This is a genomic window from Lentzea sp. NPDC092896 (assembly GCF_044754905.1).
Lineage (GTDB): Bacteria > Actinomycetota > Actinomycetes > Mycobacteriales > Pseudonocardiaceae > Lentzea.
The window spans coordinates 203375-218164 of the sequence record NZ_JBIVPX010000005.1 but is presented as its reverse complement, the minus strand read 5'-3'; the positions used below and the strand labels follow the sequence as shown (position 1 = coordinate 218164).

Sequence of the window (14790 nt, the reverse complement as noted above, 5' to 3'; positions counted from 1 at the left end):
CTAAATCAGCAACCGCAGTTGTGGTACGTGACGTCCCAGTGGTTCGACTCGAGGTAGTAGATGTTGCCCGCGTTCGACTTCCACTTGTTGCCACCGATGGACGAGAAGCTGCCCTTGATGTAGTTCGTGACGCAGGTGGTCAGCCGGTAGTCCACCTTGTAGCCGTTCCAGTGCGAGTACGTGCCCGACGCGTGGCCGGTCTCCGTGCCGCCGGTGATGGTCAGCGCACAGCCCGACGCGCTCTTGAACGTCTTGGCACCCGCGATGGTCGTCTGGTTGATCTGCTCGAACGAGGTGCAGTTCGACTGGTTGCGGTTGCTGCAACCACCACTGGACGTCCAGCTGATGCCGGCGGCGCTGAGCTGCGCGGTCGCCTGCGAGTGGGTGTACTTGGCCGGGGCCGCCGACGCGACGGACGCGCCCATGATCAGAGCGGCGAACATCGCGATCACGGCTGCGATCGTGCGAACGAACATGTGCTCTCTCCTTATGCCCAAGGTGCCGCGAAAGCTAGGAAGCAGCGGTAAAGGAACGCCTAAATCGGCTTTAGGCCGTTCTTTGGCGCCACGGTGGACAGTTCCGGTCATCACCAACAGCAAGTCGATCGGAGCTACAACCATGCGCATTCGCCACGCCCTCGCGGCGACCGCGATCTCGCTGGGACTGCTGGGCGGCATGAGCGGCATCGCCCAGGCCGCACCGGAGGGTCCTGCCGAGCAGGAGACGTCCCTCTCGCAGGTGCAGGCGGCGGCCGGGTACGGCGGCTCGATCACCCGCACCGAGGTCATCAGCCGGGCCAAGAACTGGTGGGACCGCAAGGTTCCGTACAGCCAGACCGCCTACGCGTGGGACGTCAACCACGGCAAGCAGTACCGCACCGACTGCTCCGGCTTCGTCTCCATGGCGTGGAAGCTGACGACCAGCCGCAACACGTCCACTTTGGACGAGGTCGCCACGAAGATCTCCTGGGCGAACCTCAAGCCGGGCGACATGATCCTGCGCAACGGCCACGTGAAGCTGTTCGAGAAGTGGACGAGCTCCGCGAAGACGTCAGCGTGGATCTACGAAGAGGGCAGCACCGCCACCGACATGGACCACGAGACCGTCACGATCTCGTCGCTCAAGAGCGGTGGCTACCTGCCCTGGAAGTACAACAAGATCACCGGCTGAGTGCACGCGGGGCCCATTGAGCAGGCCACTGGTGCACCTCCCCCATCTCTCTGGTGCCCAGTCGCGTGAAGAGCTCTGCGGCCTCGGCCCAGGAGCGGTCCGCGCCTTCGACGTCCCCCAGACAGGCGTGGACCGCTCCCAGGTCCCGGAGCGTCCGAGCCCGCCACAGCGGCAGGCTCAGGTCGTTCCACACCGGCAGCAGGTCGGTCAGCGCCACCCGCGCGCCGGCGTGGTCGCCCGCCGCGAGCCGCCACTCCCCCACCGTGCGGCGGACGAGTGCCTCGCCGAACCGGTCGCCGACGTCACGGCAGCCGTCCAGCGCCTGCCGCAGCAGTTCTTCGGCGGGATCGAGCAAACCCCTGCGCAGCAACACCTTTCCCCACGCCTGGGCGGTGTAGCAGCCGAGCAGTTCGTCGCCGGTGCCCGCGACCATCTCGTGGGCGCGCCGGATGTGGTCCTCCGCGAGGTCCAGTTCGCCGCGGGCGCGGTGGACGAGCCCGATCCCGCGGGCCGCCAGCGCCTCACCCCTGCGGCTGCGCGCCTTCTGGTAGATGGACTCGGCGAGGCGGAGAGTCTCGAACGAACCGTCGTCGTCGCCGAGTTCCCGTTTGATGGAGCCGATTCCGTACAGCGCGTGCGCTTCGCCCTCGAGGTCCTGGGACTCCATCAGTTCACGTGCCCGGCCGAGCGCCTCCAGTGCGCACGGGTACTGGCCGAGATCGCGGCACACCATGCCGATGCCGTTCATCGCCACGGCCTCGCCGCGCCGGTCGCCCATGTCCACGAACAACGTCTGCGCGGTGTCGAACCACGACCGCGCCTCGACCAGGTTGTCGCGCTTGTAGTGCATCTGCCCGAGGCTGCACCGCAGCACCGCCTCCAGGCGCAGATCTCCCGTCCTCCACACGGCCTCCAGCGCCGCCGTGTGTGTTCGTTCCCAGGCCTCGTACCGGTTTCTGAGCCCGAACCAGGCGAACACCAGCACCTCGGCCAGCTGGGACGCGATCTCCGCGAGACCGAGTTCCGCCGCGCGTTCCACGAGCTTGGTCAGCAACGACTCCTCGCGCGCGAACCAGGCGTCCTTGTCGGTCGGGCGGACCGCCGTCGCGACGATGCCCAGCGAGTCCTGCATGCGCGGCACGGCGAGGAAGAGCTGCTCGGTCAGTCCATCCACGGTGGACAGAGCGGCGACCACGGCCCTTCTGACGACGTCTTCTCGTTCCTGCTGACGGTCTTCCGCCTCGGCGAGCTCGCGGGCGTGCAGCCGCACCAGCTCGTGCATCCGGTACCGCGCGCTGCCGATGACGTCGAGCAGCCGCGCGTCCACGAGCTGGTCGAGCACGTCCTCGTCCAGCAGGTGCACCCACAGGAAGCTCGGCACCTCGGGCAGCCCGAGGAACCCGAAGATCCGGTACGCGCGGCGGACGTTCTCGTCGAGCGCCCGGTAGGTCAGCTCCAGGCTCGACCGCACCGCGAGGTCGTCCGCGACGAGCTCGTCGAGCCTGCTGCGTTCGTCGGAGAGCCTCCTGACCAGCTTCGACACCGGCCAGTGCCCGCGACCGGCCAGCCGCGCGCCGGTGATCCGCACCGCGAGCGGCAGGTACCCGCACAGCCGCGCGACCTCCTGGGCCTGGTCGGGTTCGGCGGAGACCCGGTCGTCACCGAGGATGCGCTGGAGCAGGGTGACGGCCTCGTCGCTGCTCAGCACGTCCAACGGGATGCGCCGCACGCCTTCGAGCCCGCACAGCCTGCTGCGGCTGGTGATCAGCGTCAGGCAGCCGGGGCTGCCCGGTAACAGCGGCCGGACCTGCGAGACGCTCGTGACGCCGTCCAGCACGATCACCACGCGCCGCCCGCCGACCGTGGCCCGCCACAGCGCCGCGCGTTCCTCGGCGGACTCCGGAATCCGTTCGCTCGGCACGTCCATCGCGCGCAGCAACGCGTCCAGCGCCCCGGACGGCGAGTGCAGGTCCACGAACAGCTGCCCGTCCGGATACCGGTCGGCGAGCCGATGCGCCGCGTGCACCGCGAGCGCCGACTTGCCGACGCCGGCCGGTCCCTCGATCCACCACACACCGCCGTCGCTGTCGAGGAGCCTGCTCAGCTCCCGGTCGCGCCCGGTGAAGTCGCCCGCGTCGCGCGGCAGGTAGTTGCGGCGGCTGTCCCGCGAGCCCTCCAGCACGTCCCGGTAGAGCTGCTGGAGCTGCTCGCCGGGCTCGACCCCGAGCTCGTCGACGAGCACCTTGCGCGTCTCGCGGAACACCCGCATGGCGTCCGCGCGCCGCCCGGCCCGCGCGAGTGCCGTCATGAGCTGCCCGCGCAGCCGTTCGGCCAGCGGGTACTCGGCGACGAACGCGCCGAGCCGGTCGATCAGCTCGGCGTGCCGTCCCAGCGCCAGTTCGGCGTCGACCCACGCCTCGGCGGCCGCGAGCCGTTGCACGTCGAGCGTCTGCGCGAACACCACCGGCGTGCCGCGCCAGAGCTGCAGAGCCTCGTTGAGGACCTCGGCCTTGACCTTGAGGTCGGCCTCGTCGCCCGCCCTGGCCACGAGCCTGCGGAACGCGTGCAGGTCAACGCTCTCGGGATCGGCGTTGAGCACGTAGCCCGCCGCCCGGTGCTCGACCGGCAGCCCGGAGCGGCGCAGGCTGGAGATGTGCACCTGCAGCGACTTGCGCGCCTGCGGCGGCGGCTCCTCGCCCCAGATGAGATCGATGAGCCGTTCGACGGGCACGATCCTGCCGCACTCGACCGCCAGGACGGCTAAGATCTGCGCGGGCTTCGGCGGCACAGACGGCTCGACCGGCCCGAGAATCCTGACCTCCACTGCGCCCCCACCAGTGTTGAACATTCACCAAGTTCTGCACGGCATTGCCAAATTTTGACGCATTCCGATGCGCGGGGGTTCCACTTCAGAGTGAATGCACTCGAACGGACGCAGATCTGGATGCAACCAGACCAGAGCACACTACGTCCAGCCCACTTTCAGTGGGCATGAATGTGAACTTTTGTTCTGTTTCTAGAGACTGGCTTTGAGTCGCCCGAACTCTTCCGCCAACGCCGGCAACTGCCAGTGCGCGTTCAGCCCGCTCGGATTCGGCAGCACCCACACCCGAGCACCGCCCACGGTGTCCTGCTGCGCCCCGACCTGCGCCTTCTTGCGGTCGAAGGCGGCACGATAGACGGTCACACCGAGTACCGCGAGAACCTTCGGTGAATACTGCTCGACCTTTTCAGCGAGCGCGATCCCACCTTGACGCATTTCGTCAATTGTTAATTCGTCGGCTTTGGCACTGGGCCGCGCGACGACGTTCGTGATGCCCAACCCGAGGTCGAGCAGCTTCTCCTGCTCGCCGGGCGCGAACTGAGACGGCGTGAAACCGGACAAATGAAGGGCGGGCCAGAACCGGTTTCCCGGCCGCGCGAAGTGGTGCCCGGTCGCCTCCGACACGAGGCCGGGGTTGATGCCGCAGAAGAGCACGTCGAGCCCGGGCTTGATCACGTCGGCAATCACGTGGCGAGCTTACGAGGTGCCGCCTACCCTGCCCGCCATGGCCGCGCTCCCGATCCTGTTCCTCGACGTCGACGGCCCGCTGCTCCCCTTCGGCGACGGCGTCCCGGGCACTCCAGGCCTCGCACGGCTCGACGCCGCACACGGCCCGTGGCTCGCCGCCCTGCCGTGCGACCTGATGTGGGCCACGACCTGGATGGACGACGCCAACGCGCACATCGCGCCCCTGCTCGGCCTGCCGACGCTGCCGGTCGCGACCTGGCCGGACGACCCGGCCGCCGAAGCCACCGACGCGCGCCAGGGCCTGCACTGGAAGACCCGCGGCCTGGTCGCGCTGGCGGGCACCAGGCCGTTCGTCTGGGTGGACGACGAGATCGGCGAGAAGGACCGCGCCTGGGTCGCCCAGCACCACGGCAAAGCACTGCTGCACAAGGTGAACCCGCGGCACGGCCTGACCGACGCCGACTACCTCGAACTCGACGCCTGGCTGCGCGCGAACTAAGCGCTGACGGCCGGCACGCGCGGGCGGGGCGTCCACATCGTGTAGCCGGCGCGGCGGGCGTCCTCCGGCGAGTGGAAGAACGCGTCGCCCTTCATGCGCTTGTAGTAGGGCGATTCGGGGGTGTGGAACATCATCGTGCGCGAGTTCGCCTTGATCGCGGGCGCGACGGCGGCGGGCTCCTCCATGATCGACAGAGGTGCGGCCTCCACCACCGCGGAGGAGTCGCGGGCGCGCATGGTGAGCCAGGTCAGCAGAACGCCGGCGAGGAAGGCGCCCGCGCACAGCAGGAACATCTGGAAGAAGAACCCGAACACCGAACAGCTCCTAGCCCGTAGTCGTGAAGTCCTCGTCGACGCGCAGTCCGGGAGCGGCCGAGCGCAGGGCGTCGCTCAGCGCGCCCGCGTGCTCCGGGGTCGCGACGCGTGCCGACGCGGTCAGGTGTCCGGCGCGCACGACGCCGGTGAAGTCGGTGACGTCCCGGTCCAGCACGGCGCCCAGCAGCGCGGCGGCCTGCGCCGCGGAGACGGGCAGGCGTTCGCCGGCGTCCGGGGTGATCACGTCGGTGACCCGGAACGTGGTCAGCGCGCGCACGGCGTCCACGACCTCCTGACGTTCCTGTGCGGACGCGGCGGTGCCCGCCAGCACGATCTCCGACGACCGCACCGCGAGCACCAGGTGGCCAGGGGACACGCGTGGAGCGGGGTGCGCGGCGAGGCCCACCGCGGCGAGCAACGCCGGCACGACCAGAGCGCCGACGAAGACGCGGAGCGGCAACTGCACGGGGCTGGCCTATCTCATTCGGCCGACCGGGTGCCACCACCTGGACCGGAACACCCAGGACACCGCGCCCGAATTCACTCGTTCGTGGAGACCACGACAGGCTCGCCGCCCGCCACCAGACGCCAGTCGGAGCCCGCGAAGCCGGCGGGATCGAGCACGCCCGCGGCCTTCACCCAGTCGATCAGCAGCTGCCGGATCTCCTGCTGCTGGTTGTGCAGCACGGGCGCCGAGGCGATGTGCGGGAAGTCGCCGCCGCCCGCCTGCCGGTAGTTGTTCACGGCCACGGCGAACTCGAACGAGTCCGAGACCGGCTCACCACCGAACCGAAGATCCACGATCCGCGACCCGACCGGCTGCGAGATGTCGACGTCGTAGGTCAGCGGCGCGGTCAGCCCGTAGGCGATGTCGAAGTTGTAGTCCGGCACGTCGGCGGACAGCTCGGCCGCCGAGAACGGGCCGGGACCGGACACCTGCAGGAAGTACCGCGCCGACTCCTCCAGGAAGTCGCGCAGCTGCCCACCGGTCATCCGCACGCCCACCAGCGTGTTGTCGAAGATGTAGAGCCCGGCGACGTCCCGCAGCGACACCTCCCCCGCCGGAATCGCGGCGGCCCGGTTGAACGGCGCGCACAACGACACCACCGGCAGCGAGGTGGACTTCGCGACCTCCAGCGCCTGCACGTGGTTGATGAACCGCAACGCGGGCGTGTCCTCGAACCGCGACCGCGCGGCCGACATCGCCGACGCACAGGTGCCGACCCGCCCGTTGACGTACGACACGACCCGCTCGTGGTCGTGCCGCAGCAGCCGCACGATCCGCGGGTCCTCCGCCACCGTGGCCGAGGACAGCACGGACGACCGCGAGTCCGCCAGCTCCCAGCGCCCGTCGTAGCGCAGGTCGAACTCCATCACCGACAACCGCTTGCCCGAGTACAACGGCTCGGTCAGCAGCACCGGCCGCCCCGTCACCTTGTTCGTCACGAACCGCGACGGGATCTCCACGTGCGCGTGCCCGACCAGCACCGCGTCGATCCCCGGCACCGTCTCCGCCAGCAGCTCGGAACAGTTCTCCGGGAACGGCACCTGGTCGCCCAGCGACGACGACAGGTCGGCACCGGAGTGCGCCACCACGATCATCAGGTCGGACTTGTGCCGGACCTCCGGCACCCAGTGCAGCGCCTGCTCCACCAGACCGGGGAACGTCAGCACGCCGTCGACGTGGGCGCGGTCCCACACCGCGATCCCGGGGTTCGTCAGCCCGAGGATCCCGACCCGCAGCGGCGCCCCGCCCGTCAGCCACACCGTCTTCACCACGTACGGCTGGAACGCGGGCAGGCCCGTGGCCACGTCCAGCGCGTTGGCCGCCAGCAGCGGGAACTCCAGCTGGCGCTCGAAGGTCCGCAGCACCGGCAGCCCGTAGTTGAACTCGTGGTTGCCCAGCGCGGCGGCCGTGTAGCCGATGGCGTTCATCGCGGCGGCCATCGGATGGACGTGCGCACCGCGCGTGATCGGCTCGACCTTCGCGTAGTAGTACGCGAGCGGTGTGCCCTGGATGGTGTCACCGGCGTCGAGCAGCAACGTCCGTTGGCGTCCCACGGCGGCACGCACGTCGTTCACGAGTGTCGAGATCTTCGCGAGCCCGACGTCGTTGTGCGCGAAGTCGTCGAACTCGCGGTTGAGGTAGTAGTCCCAGTTGAAGAGATTGCCGTGCAGGTCTGTCGACCCCATCACAGTCAGTGTGAACGTGCGCACGCCGCTCACCTCCGGTTGTGGTCGGGCTGATCACCCGACCATAACCGCTCACACTTGACCCCAAATCACCTCGTGGGAGGGGCCTGCCCGTCCCGCTGACCGCGCTGACCAGGTTCGACCACGCTGGACGCGACGGACTTGCCGTCCTCTGTGGTGGCGATCACGGTCACCGTGTCCCCCTTCTCGACACCTTCGGCCACGGTCTCGGCGTCGATCACGTACGTCTTCGTGTAGCCGTCGGTGGACTTCACCTCGATGGACGAGTCGCTGAGCGCGGTGACCTCGCCGGACTGGAACTCGCCGTGCGTCGCCGTGCCGAACCCGAGACCGCCGCGCATGCCGCCGCCACCGTCCGGCGGCGCTCCGCCCATGCCGCCGGGGCCCATGCCGCCGGCTCCGGTCTGCTGGTTCGTGCCGCTGGCGGCGTAGATCGCGACGCCACCGGCACCGGCGATCGCGACGGCGATGGCCACGGCCGCCACCGTCTTCTTCGCGGTCCACGCCGGGCGCGCCGCAGGTTCGGCGGACTGCTGGGGTGCGCCCCACTCCGGGGGCTGTTGTTCGGTCATGACAGCCACCGTGGTGGTCCCGGCTGTGCCGAACCTGTGCCTGACGTAGGCACGACCTGTGCGCATCGCTCACAGCTGGTACACAGGATCGGCATTCACGATGGGAGCCATGCGCGCGATGAAGACCGAACTCCGCAGGCCGGACGGACAGCCCGTCCGGGTGCTCGTGGTCGACGACGAGTCCACTCTGGCCGAGCTGATGTCGATGGCGCTGCGCATGGAGAAGTGGGACGTGCGCACGGCGCTCGACGGGACTTCGGCGGTGCGGACCGCCCGCGAGTTCCGCCCGGACGTGGTGGTGCTCGACGTGATGCTGCCGGACTTCGACGGCTTCGAGGTGCTGCGCCGGATGCGCGCCGAGGCGCCGATCCTGCCGGTGTTGTTCCTGACCGCGAAGGACGCCGTGGAGGACCGCATCGCCGGGCTCACCGCGGGCGGCGACGACTACGTCACCAAGCCGTTCTCGTTGGAGGAGGTCGTGCTGCGGCTGCGCGCACTGCTGCGGCGCACCGGCGTGACCGACGCGGACGCGGGCACCCGGCTGATCGTCGGCGACCTGTCGCTGAACGAGGAGACGCGCGAGGTCGAACGCGCCGGCGCCTCGATCGACCTGACGGCGACGGAGTTCGAGCTGTTGCGTTATCTGATGCGAAACCCGAAACGCGTGCTGAGCAAGGCCCAGATCCTGGATCGCGTGTGGAGCTACGACTTCGGCGGCCAGGCGAACATCGTCGAGCTCTACATCTCCTACCTGCGCAAGAAGATCGACGCCGGGCGCACCCCGATGATCCACACGATGCGAGGCGCCGGTTATGTCCTCAAGCCTGCGTCCTAGAACGCTGCGAGCCCAGCTCGTCTCCGGCCAGATCGTCCTGCTCACCGCGCTGTGCCTGGTGATCGGCGGCGTCTCGGTGCTCGCGCTGCACGCGTTCCTGATGAGCAACCTCGACCACGAGGTCACGACCATGCGGCCGCCGCCGCCCGGTTCGCCGTACAGCCCTCCCGGTATCAACGCGATCATCAGAGGGGACGGCAAGATCCTCGGCACGATCGAGCTGCCGGGCTGGCAGTCAGCGCGCATGCTCACCGACGACGAGATCCAGGTTCTGGCGACCGCCCCGTCGGGCCTGCACACGGTCGACCTCGGTGAGGCCGGCGAGTTCCGCGTGGTCACCGACCAGCGCGGAATCCGGGGGATGTCCCTGGAGAACGTCACGGACATCGTGTGGCAGATGGTCTGGATCCTCGCCGGGCTCATCGTCGCGGGAGCGGCGGCGGTCGCCTTGGCGGGCCGGGTGATCGTGCGGCGCGCCCTCGTGCCGCTCGACCGGGTCGCCGACACCGCGACCCGCGTCTCCGAACTCCCGTTGCACGAGGGCGAGGTCGCGCTCGCCGAACGCGTGCCGGAGGAGGACACCGACCCTGCCACCGAGGTCGGCAAGGTCGGCCTCGCGCTGAACAAGCTGCTCGGCCACGTCGGCGAGGCGCTGAAAGCCAGGCACGACAGCGAGACCAGGGTCCGGCAGTTCGTCGCCGACGCCTCGCACGAGCTGCGAACGCCGCTGGCCGCCATCAGGGGTTACGCCGAACTGACCCTCCGCACCGACGCCGACCTGCCGCCCGAGGTCACCCACGCGATGGGCCGGGTCGAGTCCGAGGCGGTGCGGATGACGTCGCTGGTCGAGGACCTGCTGCTGCTCGCGCGCCTGGACGCCGGAAGGCCGTTGGAGAGCAAGGACGTCGACCTCTCCAGGCTGGTGCTGGACGTGGTCGGCGACGCCAGGATCGCGGGCCCCGAGCACAGCTGGAGACTCGCGCTGCCGGACGAGCCCGTCACGGTTCCCGGTGACGTGCAACGACTGCACCAGGTCATCGGCAACCTGCTGTCCAACGCCCGCGCGCACACCCCGCCGGGCACCACCGTCACGACCGGCCTGTCCGTCCACAACGGACAGGTGGACCTGACAGTCACCGACGACGGCCCCGGCATCCCCGAGGGCCTGGAGGTCTTCGAACGGTTCGCGCGCGGCGACTCCTCGCGCTCGCGGGCGGCGGGCAGCACCGGACTGGGGCTGTCGATCGTGTCGGCCGTGGTCGGCGCGCACGACGGCGACGTGTCCGTGACCAGCGAGCCCGGCCACACCACGTTCACCGTCTCGCTGAAAACATTTCTGGACACAGGTCGTTCACAGCGGAAGCACACGACCGACCCAGGCTAGGCCGCGACTCTCGTCCCCATGAGACGAGAACGCCTGGCGCTGGCGGTCCTGCTGATCGCGACCGGCGCGCTGTACCTGTGGCGGCTGGGGGACTCGGGCTGGGCCAACGCCTACTACTCGGCCGCCGCGCAGGCCGGTGCGACGAGCTGGAAGGCGTGGTTCTTCGGCTCGTCGGACGCCTCCAACGCGATCACCGTCGACAAGACGCCCGCCTCGCTGTGGGTGATGGGCCTGTCCGCGCGGCTGTTCGGCGTCAACGCGTGGAGCATCCTGGTACCGCAGGCGTTGATGGGCGTGGGCAGCGTCTGGCTGCTGTACGCGACGGTGCGGCGCTGGTTCTCCCCCGCGGCCGCGCTGATCTCGGGCGCGGTGCTCGCGCTGACCCCGGTCGCGGTGCTGATGTTCCGCTTCAACAACCCGGACGCGTTGCTGGTCCTGCTGATGGTCGCGGGCGCCTACTGCGTGACCCGCGCGGTCGAGAACGCCAGTCCGTTCTGGCTCGCGCTCGCCGGGGTGGCGGTCGGGTTCGGCTTCCTCACCAAGATGCTCCAGGCGTTCCTGGTGCTACCCGCGTTCGCGCTGGTCTACCTGCTCGCCGCACCCGTTTCGACCGGCAGGAAGATCCTGCACCTGGCAGGCGCTCTCGGCGCCATGATCGTCGCGGGCGGCTGGTGGATCGTCGCCGTCGAGCTGACGCCGGACCGGCCCTACATCGGCGGGTCGCAGACGAACAGCGTGCTCGAACTGACGCTGGGCTACAACGGTTTCGGCCGCCTGACCGGTGACGAGGTCGGCAGCGTCGGCGGCGGCCGCGGCTGGGGATCCGCGGGGTGGAGCCGCCTGCTGGGCGCGGAGATGGGCAGCCAGATCGCGTGGCTGCTGCCGGCCGCGGTGGTGCTGCTGGTCGCCGGGCTGTGGCTGACGAAGGGCCGTGCCCGCACCGCACTGGCGTTGTGGGGTGGCTGGCTGGTCGTCACCGCCGGGGTGTTCAGCTTCATGAACGGGATCATCCACTCCTACTACACCGTGGCCCTGGCGCCCGCGATCGCCGCCGTCGTCGGCATCGCGGCCACCGAGCTCTGGGATCGCCGGAGCGAACCCGTTGCGGCAGCGGTGCTTTCGGGCTCCGTCGCGCTGAGCGCGCTCCAGTGCTACGTGCTGATCAACGAGTTCTCCACACCCGTCGCGGTGCTGGTGCTGATGACGGGACTGATCGCGGCGGTCGGCCTGGTGCTGTCGATGCGCTGGGCCATCCCGGTCGCGCTCATCGCCGCGCTGCTCGGCCCCACCACGTACTCCTTCGCCACCGTCACCACCCCGCACACCGGCGCGCTGCCCGTCGCGGGCCCGTCGAACGGCCGGATGGGCGGCATGGGTGGCGGCCTGCTCGACGCCACGACGCCGGACGCCGAGGTCGTGACCCTGTTGCAGGACAACGCCGGCAGCTACAAGTGGGCCGCCGCGACCATCGGCTCCAACAACGCGGCCGGACTCCAGCTCGCGAGCGGGCAGCCGGTCATGGCGCTCGGCGGCTTCAACGGCACCGATCCCGCGCCGACCCTGGAGCAGTTCCAGGAGATGGTCCGAAGTGGACAGATCCACTACTACGTCGCGGCCGGCCGGATGATGCAGGGCGAGAGCGGCAGCGACGCCGCCCACGACATCGCCGCGTGGGTCGCCGAGAACTACACCGCGACCACCGTCGCCGGTGCCACCCTCTACCAACTGGACGCGTCATGACGACTCTCGACGTGGTGATCCCGGTCTACAACGAGGAACGCGACCTGCCGAGGTGCGTCGACCGGCTGCTCACCGAACTGCCGAAGCTCTTCCCGCACGACTTCCGCATCACCATCGCCGACAACGCGAGCACCGACCACACGCTCCAAATCGCCGAGAACCTGACGCGCGCCCACGACCAGGTGCGCAGCGTCCACCTCCCGCGCAAGGGCCGCGGCGGCGCGCTCAAAGAGGTCTGGTCGGTCTCGGACGCGGAAGTGCTGGCGTACATGGACGTCGACCTCTCGACCGACCTGCGCGCGCTGGCGCCGCTGGTCGCACCGCTGCTGTCCGGGCACTCCGACCTCGCGATCGGCAGCAGGCTCGCCCACGGCGCACGGGTCGTCCGCAGCGCCAAGCGCGAGGTGATCTCCCGCTGTTACAACGTGTTGCTGCGCGCCAGCCTCGGCACGCACATCACCGACGCGCAGTGCGGGTTCAAGGCGATCCACGCCCGCGCCGCGCACCGGCTGCTCCCCCACGTCGAGGACACCGGCTGGTTCTTCGACACCGAACTGCTCGTGCTCGCGCAACGCGCCGGACTGCGCGTCCACGAGGTCCCCGTCGACTGGGTGGAGGACCCGGACTCCAGCGTCGACATCCTCGCCACCGCACTGGCCGACCTGCGCGGCATCGCGCGGTTGCGCCGCTCCACGCCGGCCCTGCCGGTCACCGCACCGGAAAGGGTCACGGCATGACCGCCACACTCGCCCCCGCGCCCGTCGCACCACCGCAGCCGCAGCAACGCCGGGACCCGAAACTGGCGCACCGCATCGCCTTTCTCGGGCTGCTCGCCGGTGCCGCCGTGCTGTACCTGTGGAACCTCACCGCGTCCGGTTACGGCAACGAGTTCTACGCGGCGGCAACCCAGGCGGCGTCGCAGAGCTGGAAGGCGTTGCTGTTCGGCTCGCTCGATCCCGGCAACACGATCACCGTCGACAAGCCGCCCGCGTTCCTGTGGGTGAGCGGGCTGTTCGCGAAGGCGTTCGGCTTCTCCAGTTGGACCGTGCTCGCCCCGCAGGCGCTGGAAGGCGTTGCGGCGGTGGGATTGTTGTACGCGACGGTCAAGCGCACGTCCGGCCCGACCGCGGCGTTGTTCGCCGGCGCGGCCTTCGCGCTCACGCCGGTGGCCACGCTGATGTTCCGGTTCAACCTGCCGGACGCGTTGCTGGTGCTGCTGATGATCGCCGCCGCGTACTGCACGGTGCGGGCGCTGGAGAAGGCGAGCCCACTGTGGCTGGCACTCGCGGGCTCGGCGATCGGGTTCGCGTTCCTCACCAAGATGCTGCAGGCGTTCCTGGTGCTGCCCGCACTCGCGCTGGCCTACCTGATCGCGGCTCCCACCTCACCGCTCAAGCGGCTGCTGCACCTGCTGGGCGCCGGTGTCGCGATCGTCGTGTCGGCCGGGTGGTTCATCGCGCTGGTCGAGCTGTGGCCGGCGGACAGCCGCCCGTACATCGGCGGGTCGACCAACAACTCGTTGTGGGAACTGGCCATCGGTTACAACGGCCTCGGCCGCATCTTCGGCAGTTCAGGCGGTCCCGGTGGCGGCGGAATGGGCGGCAACGGGAACATCGGCTTCGGCGGCGAAACGGGCATCGGGCGGTTGTTCGGCGCCAGCATGGGCCCGGAGATCTCCTGGCTGCTGCCCGCCGCGTTGATCGGACTGGGCGCCGGGCTGTGGTTCCTGCGCCGTGCGCCGCGCACCGACCGCACGCGTGCGGCGCTGGTGGTGTGGGGTGGCTGGGTGCTCGTGAGCGGCGCGGTGTTCAGCTTCATGAGCGGCATCACGCACCCGTACTACACGGTCGCACTGGCGCCCGCGATCGCCGCCGTGGTCGGCATCGCCGGACGTGAACTCTGGCGCGGCCGTGGCCACTTCCCGGTGCGGATGGCGTTGACGGCGATGGTCGCGGCGACCGGCGTGTGGGGCTTCATCCTGCTCGACCGCACGCCGGACTGGACACCGTGGCTGCGCTGGGTCCTGCTCGCCGTCACCGCGCTCGTCGTGTTCGCGCTGGTGTTCGGCCTGAACGGACGCCGCTGGAGCGCGGCCGCACTGGTGGTCGCGGCGTTGCTCGGCACGTCCGGCTACGCGTTCGCGACGGCCGCGACGACGCACAGCGGGTCGATCCCGTTGTCCGGCCCGCGTTCGCAGCAGGGCGGCGGCATGGGCATGCGGGAAGGCGGCTCGTCGACGGAGGTCGTGCAGCTGCTGAAGGCCACGGACACCGAGTGGGCGGCCGCGACGACCGGCGCCCAGAGCGCGGCGGCACTGCAACTGGCGTCCGGCCGGTCGGTGATCGCGATCGGCGGCTGGAACGGCAGCGATCCCGCGCCCACGCTCGACGAGTTCAAGGCGCTCGTCGCGGAAGGCAAGGTCCGGTACTACGTCGAAGGTGGCGGCGGCGGACGTGGTGGCGACAGCGCGATCGCCGAGTGGGTCGCGGCGACCTTCCAGTCCACGACGGCGGGCGGCCAGACCCTCTACGACCTGACCACGGGCTGATCG

14 protein-coding genes are annotated in these 14790 nt (G+C 69.9%); 7 read left to right on the top strand and 7 right to left on the bottom strand.

The features are described 5' to 3' along the window. Positions 1 to 5: 5 nt before the first annotated feature. Positions 6 to 476, bottom strand: coding sequence for a hypothetical protein (locus ACIQF0_RS25600; protein ID WP_360031947.1), 471 nt, complete (start codon positions 474 to 476; stop codon positions 6 to 8). A gap of 142 nt (positions 477 to 618) precedes the next feature. Between ACIQF0_RS25600 and ACIQF0_RS25595 the strand changes: the two genes are divergently transcribed. Continuing rightward, a complete protein-coding gene (locus tag ACIQF0_RS25595; protein WP_401033141.1) occupies positions 619 to 1170 on the top strand; it encodes an NlpC/P60 family protein in 552 nt (183 codons plus the stop codon). On the opposite strand, the gene ACIQF0_RS25590 is transcribed toward ACIQF0_RS25595, so the two are convergent. Both ACIQF0_RS25590 and mug read right to left on the bottom strand, forming a co-directional pair. Beyond that, complete coding sequence (locus ACIQF0_RS25590) at positions 1160 to 3994, bottom strand: BTAD domain-containing putative transcriptional regulator (protein ID WP_401033139.1); 2835 nt, start codon at positions 3992 to 3994, stop codon at positions 1160 to 1162. The two genes, ACIQF0_RS25595 and ACIQF0_RS25590, sit on opposite strands and share 11 nt — an antisense overlap. A 192-nt stretch (positions 3995 to 4186) precedes the next feature. Beyond that, on the bottom strand, positions 4187 to 4681 hold the full coding sequence (gene mug / locus ACIQF0_RS25585) for a G/U mismatch-specific DNA glycosylase (protein WP_401033137.1): 495 nt from the start codon (positions 4679 to 4681) through the stop codon (positions 4187 to 4189). 37 nt (positions 4682 to 4718) lie between these two features. Between mug and ACIQF0_RS25580 the strand changes: the two genes are divergently transcribed. Further along, positions 4719 to 5180, top strand: coding sequence for an HAD domain-containing protein (locus ACIQF0_RS25580; RefSeq protein WP_401033135.1), 462 nt, complete (start codon positions 4719 to 4721; stop codon positions 5178 to 5180). On the opposite strand, the gene ACIQF0_RS25575 is transcribed toward ACIQF0_RS25580, so the two are convergent. From ACIQF0_RS25575 to ACIQF0_RS25560, 4 genes are all read right to left on the bottom strand, one after another. Beyond that, the gene (locus ACIQF0_RS25575) at positions 5177 to 5494 is read right to left on the bottom strand and encodes a hypothetical protein (RefSeq protein WP_360031957.1); all 318 of its coding nucleotides are present in this window, start codon (positions 5492 to 5494) and stop codon (positions 5177 to 5179) included. The genes ACIQF0_RS25580 and ACIQF0_RS25575 overlap by 4 nt on opposite strands. A 10-nt stretch (positions 5495 to 5504) precedes the next feature. Continuing rightward, positions 5505 to 5960, bottom strand: coding sequence for a hypothetical protein (locus ACIQF0_RS25570; protein WP_401033133.1), 456 nt, complete (start codon positions 5958 to 5960; stop codon positions 5505 to 5507). A gap of 74 nt (positions 5961 to 6034) precedes the next feature. Continuing rightward, positions 6035 to 7687, bottom strand: a complete 1653-nt coding sequence (locus ACIQF0_RS25565; RefSeq protein ID WP_401033132.1) for a bifunctional metallophosphatase/5'-nucleotidase — start codon at positions 7685 to 7687, stop codon at positions 6035 to 6037. An 89-nt stretch (positions 7688 to 7776) separates the two neighbouring features. Further along, complete coding sequence (locus ACIQF0_RS25560) at positions 7777 to 8280, bottom strand: hypothetical protein (protein WP_360031962.1); 504 nt, start codon at positions 8278 to 8280, stop codon at positions 7777 to 7779. A gap of 109 nt (positions 8281 to 8389) precedes the next feature. Between ACIQF0_RS25560 and ACIQF0_RS25555 the strand changes: the two genes are divergently transcribed. From ACIQF0_RS25555 to ACIQF0_RS25535, 5 genes are read left to right on the top strand one after another with little or no spacing between them, the layout of a single operon-like run. Next, a complete protein-coding gene (locus ACIQF0_RS25555; RefSeq protein WP_360031964.1) occupies positions 8390 to 9115 on the top strand; it encodes a response regulator transcription factor in 726 nt (241 codons plus the stop codon). Continuing rightward, the gene (locus ACIQF0_RS25550; RefSeq protein ID WP_401033130.1) at positions 9093 to 10499 is read left to right on the top strand and encodes a sensor histidine kinase; all 1407 of its coding nucleotides are present in this window, start codon (positions 9093 to 9095) and stop codon (positions 10497 to 10499) included. The genes ACIQF0_RS25555 and ACIQF0_RS25550 overlap by 23 nt, the downstream gene beginning before the upstream one ends. A gap of 18 nt (positions 10500 to 10517) precedes the next feature. After that, the gene (locus tag ACIQF0_RS25545; protein WP_401033128.1) at positions 10518 to 12239 is read left to right on the top strand and encodes an ArnT family glycosyltransferase; all 1722 of its coding nucleotides are present in this window, start codon (positions 10518 to 10520) and stop codon (positions 12237 to 12239) included. Continuing rightward, on the top strand, positions 12236 to 12976 hold the full coding sequence (locus ACIQF0_RS25540; RefSeq protein WP_401033126.1) for a dolichyl-phosphate beta-glucosyltransferase: 741 nt from the start codon (positions 12236 to 12238) through the stop codon (positions 12974 to 12976). The genes ACIQF0_RS25545 and ACIQF0_RS25540 overlap by 4 nt, the downstream gene beginning before the upstream one ends. Next, positions 12973 to 14787, top strand: a complete 1815-nt coding sequence (locus ACIQF0_RS25535) for an ArnT family glycosyltransferase (RefSeq protein ID WP_401033125.1) — start codon at positions 12973 to 12975, stop codon at positions 14785 to 14787. The genes ACIQF0_RS25540 and ACIQF0_RS25535 overlap by 4 nt, the downstream gene beginning before the upstream one ends. Positions 14788 to 14790: the final 3 nt, after the last annotated feature.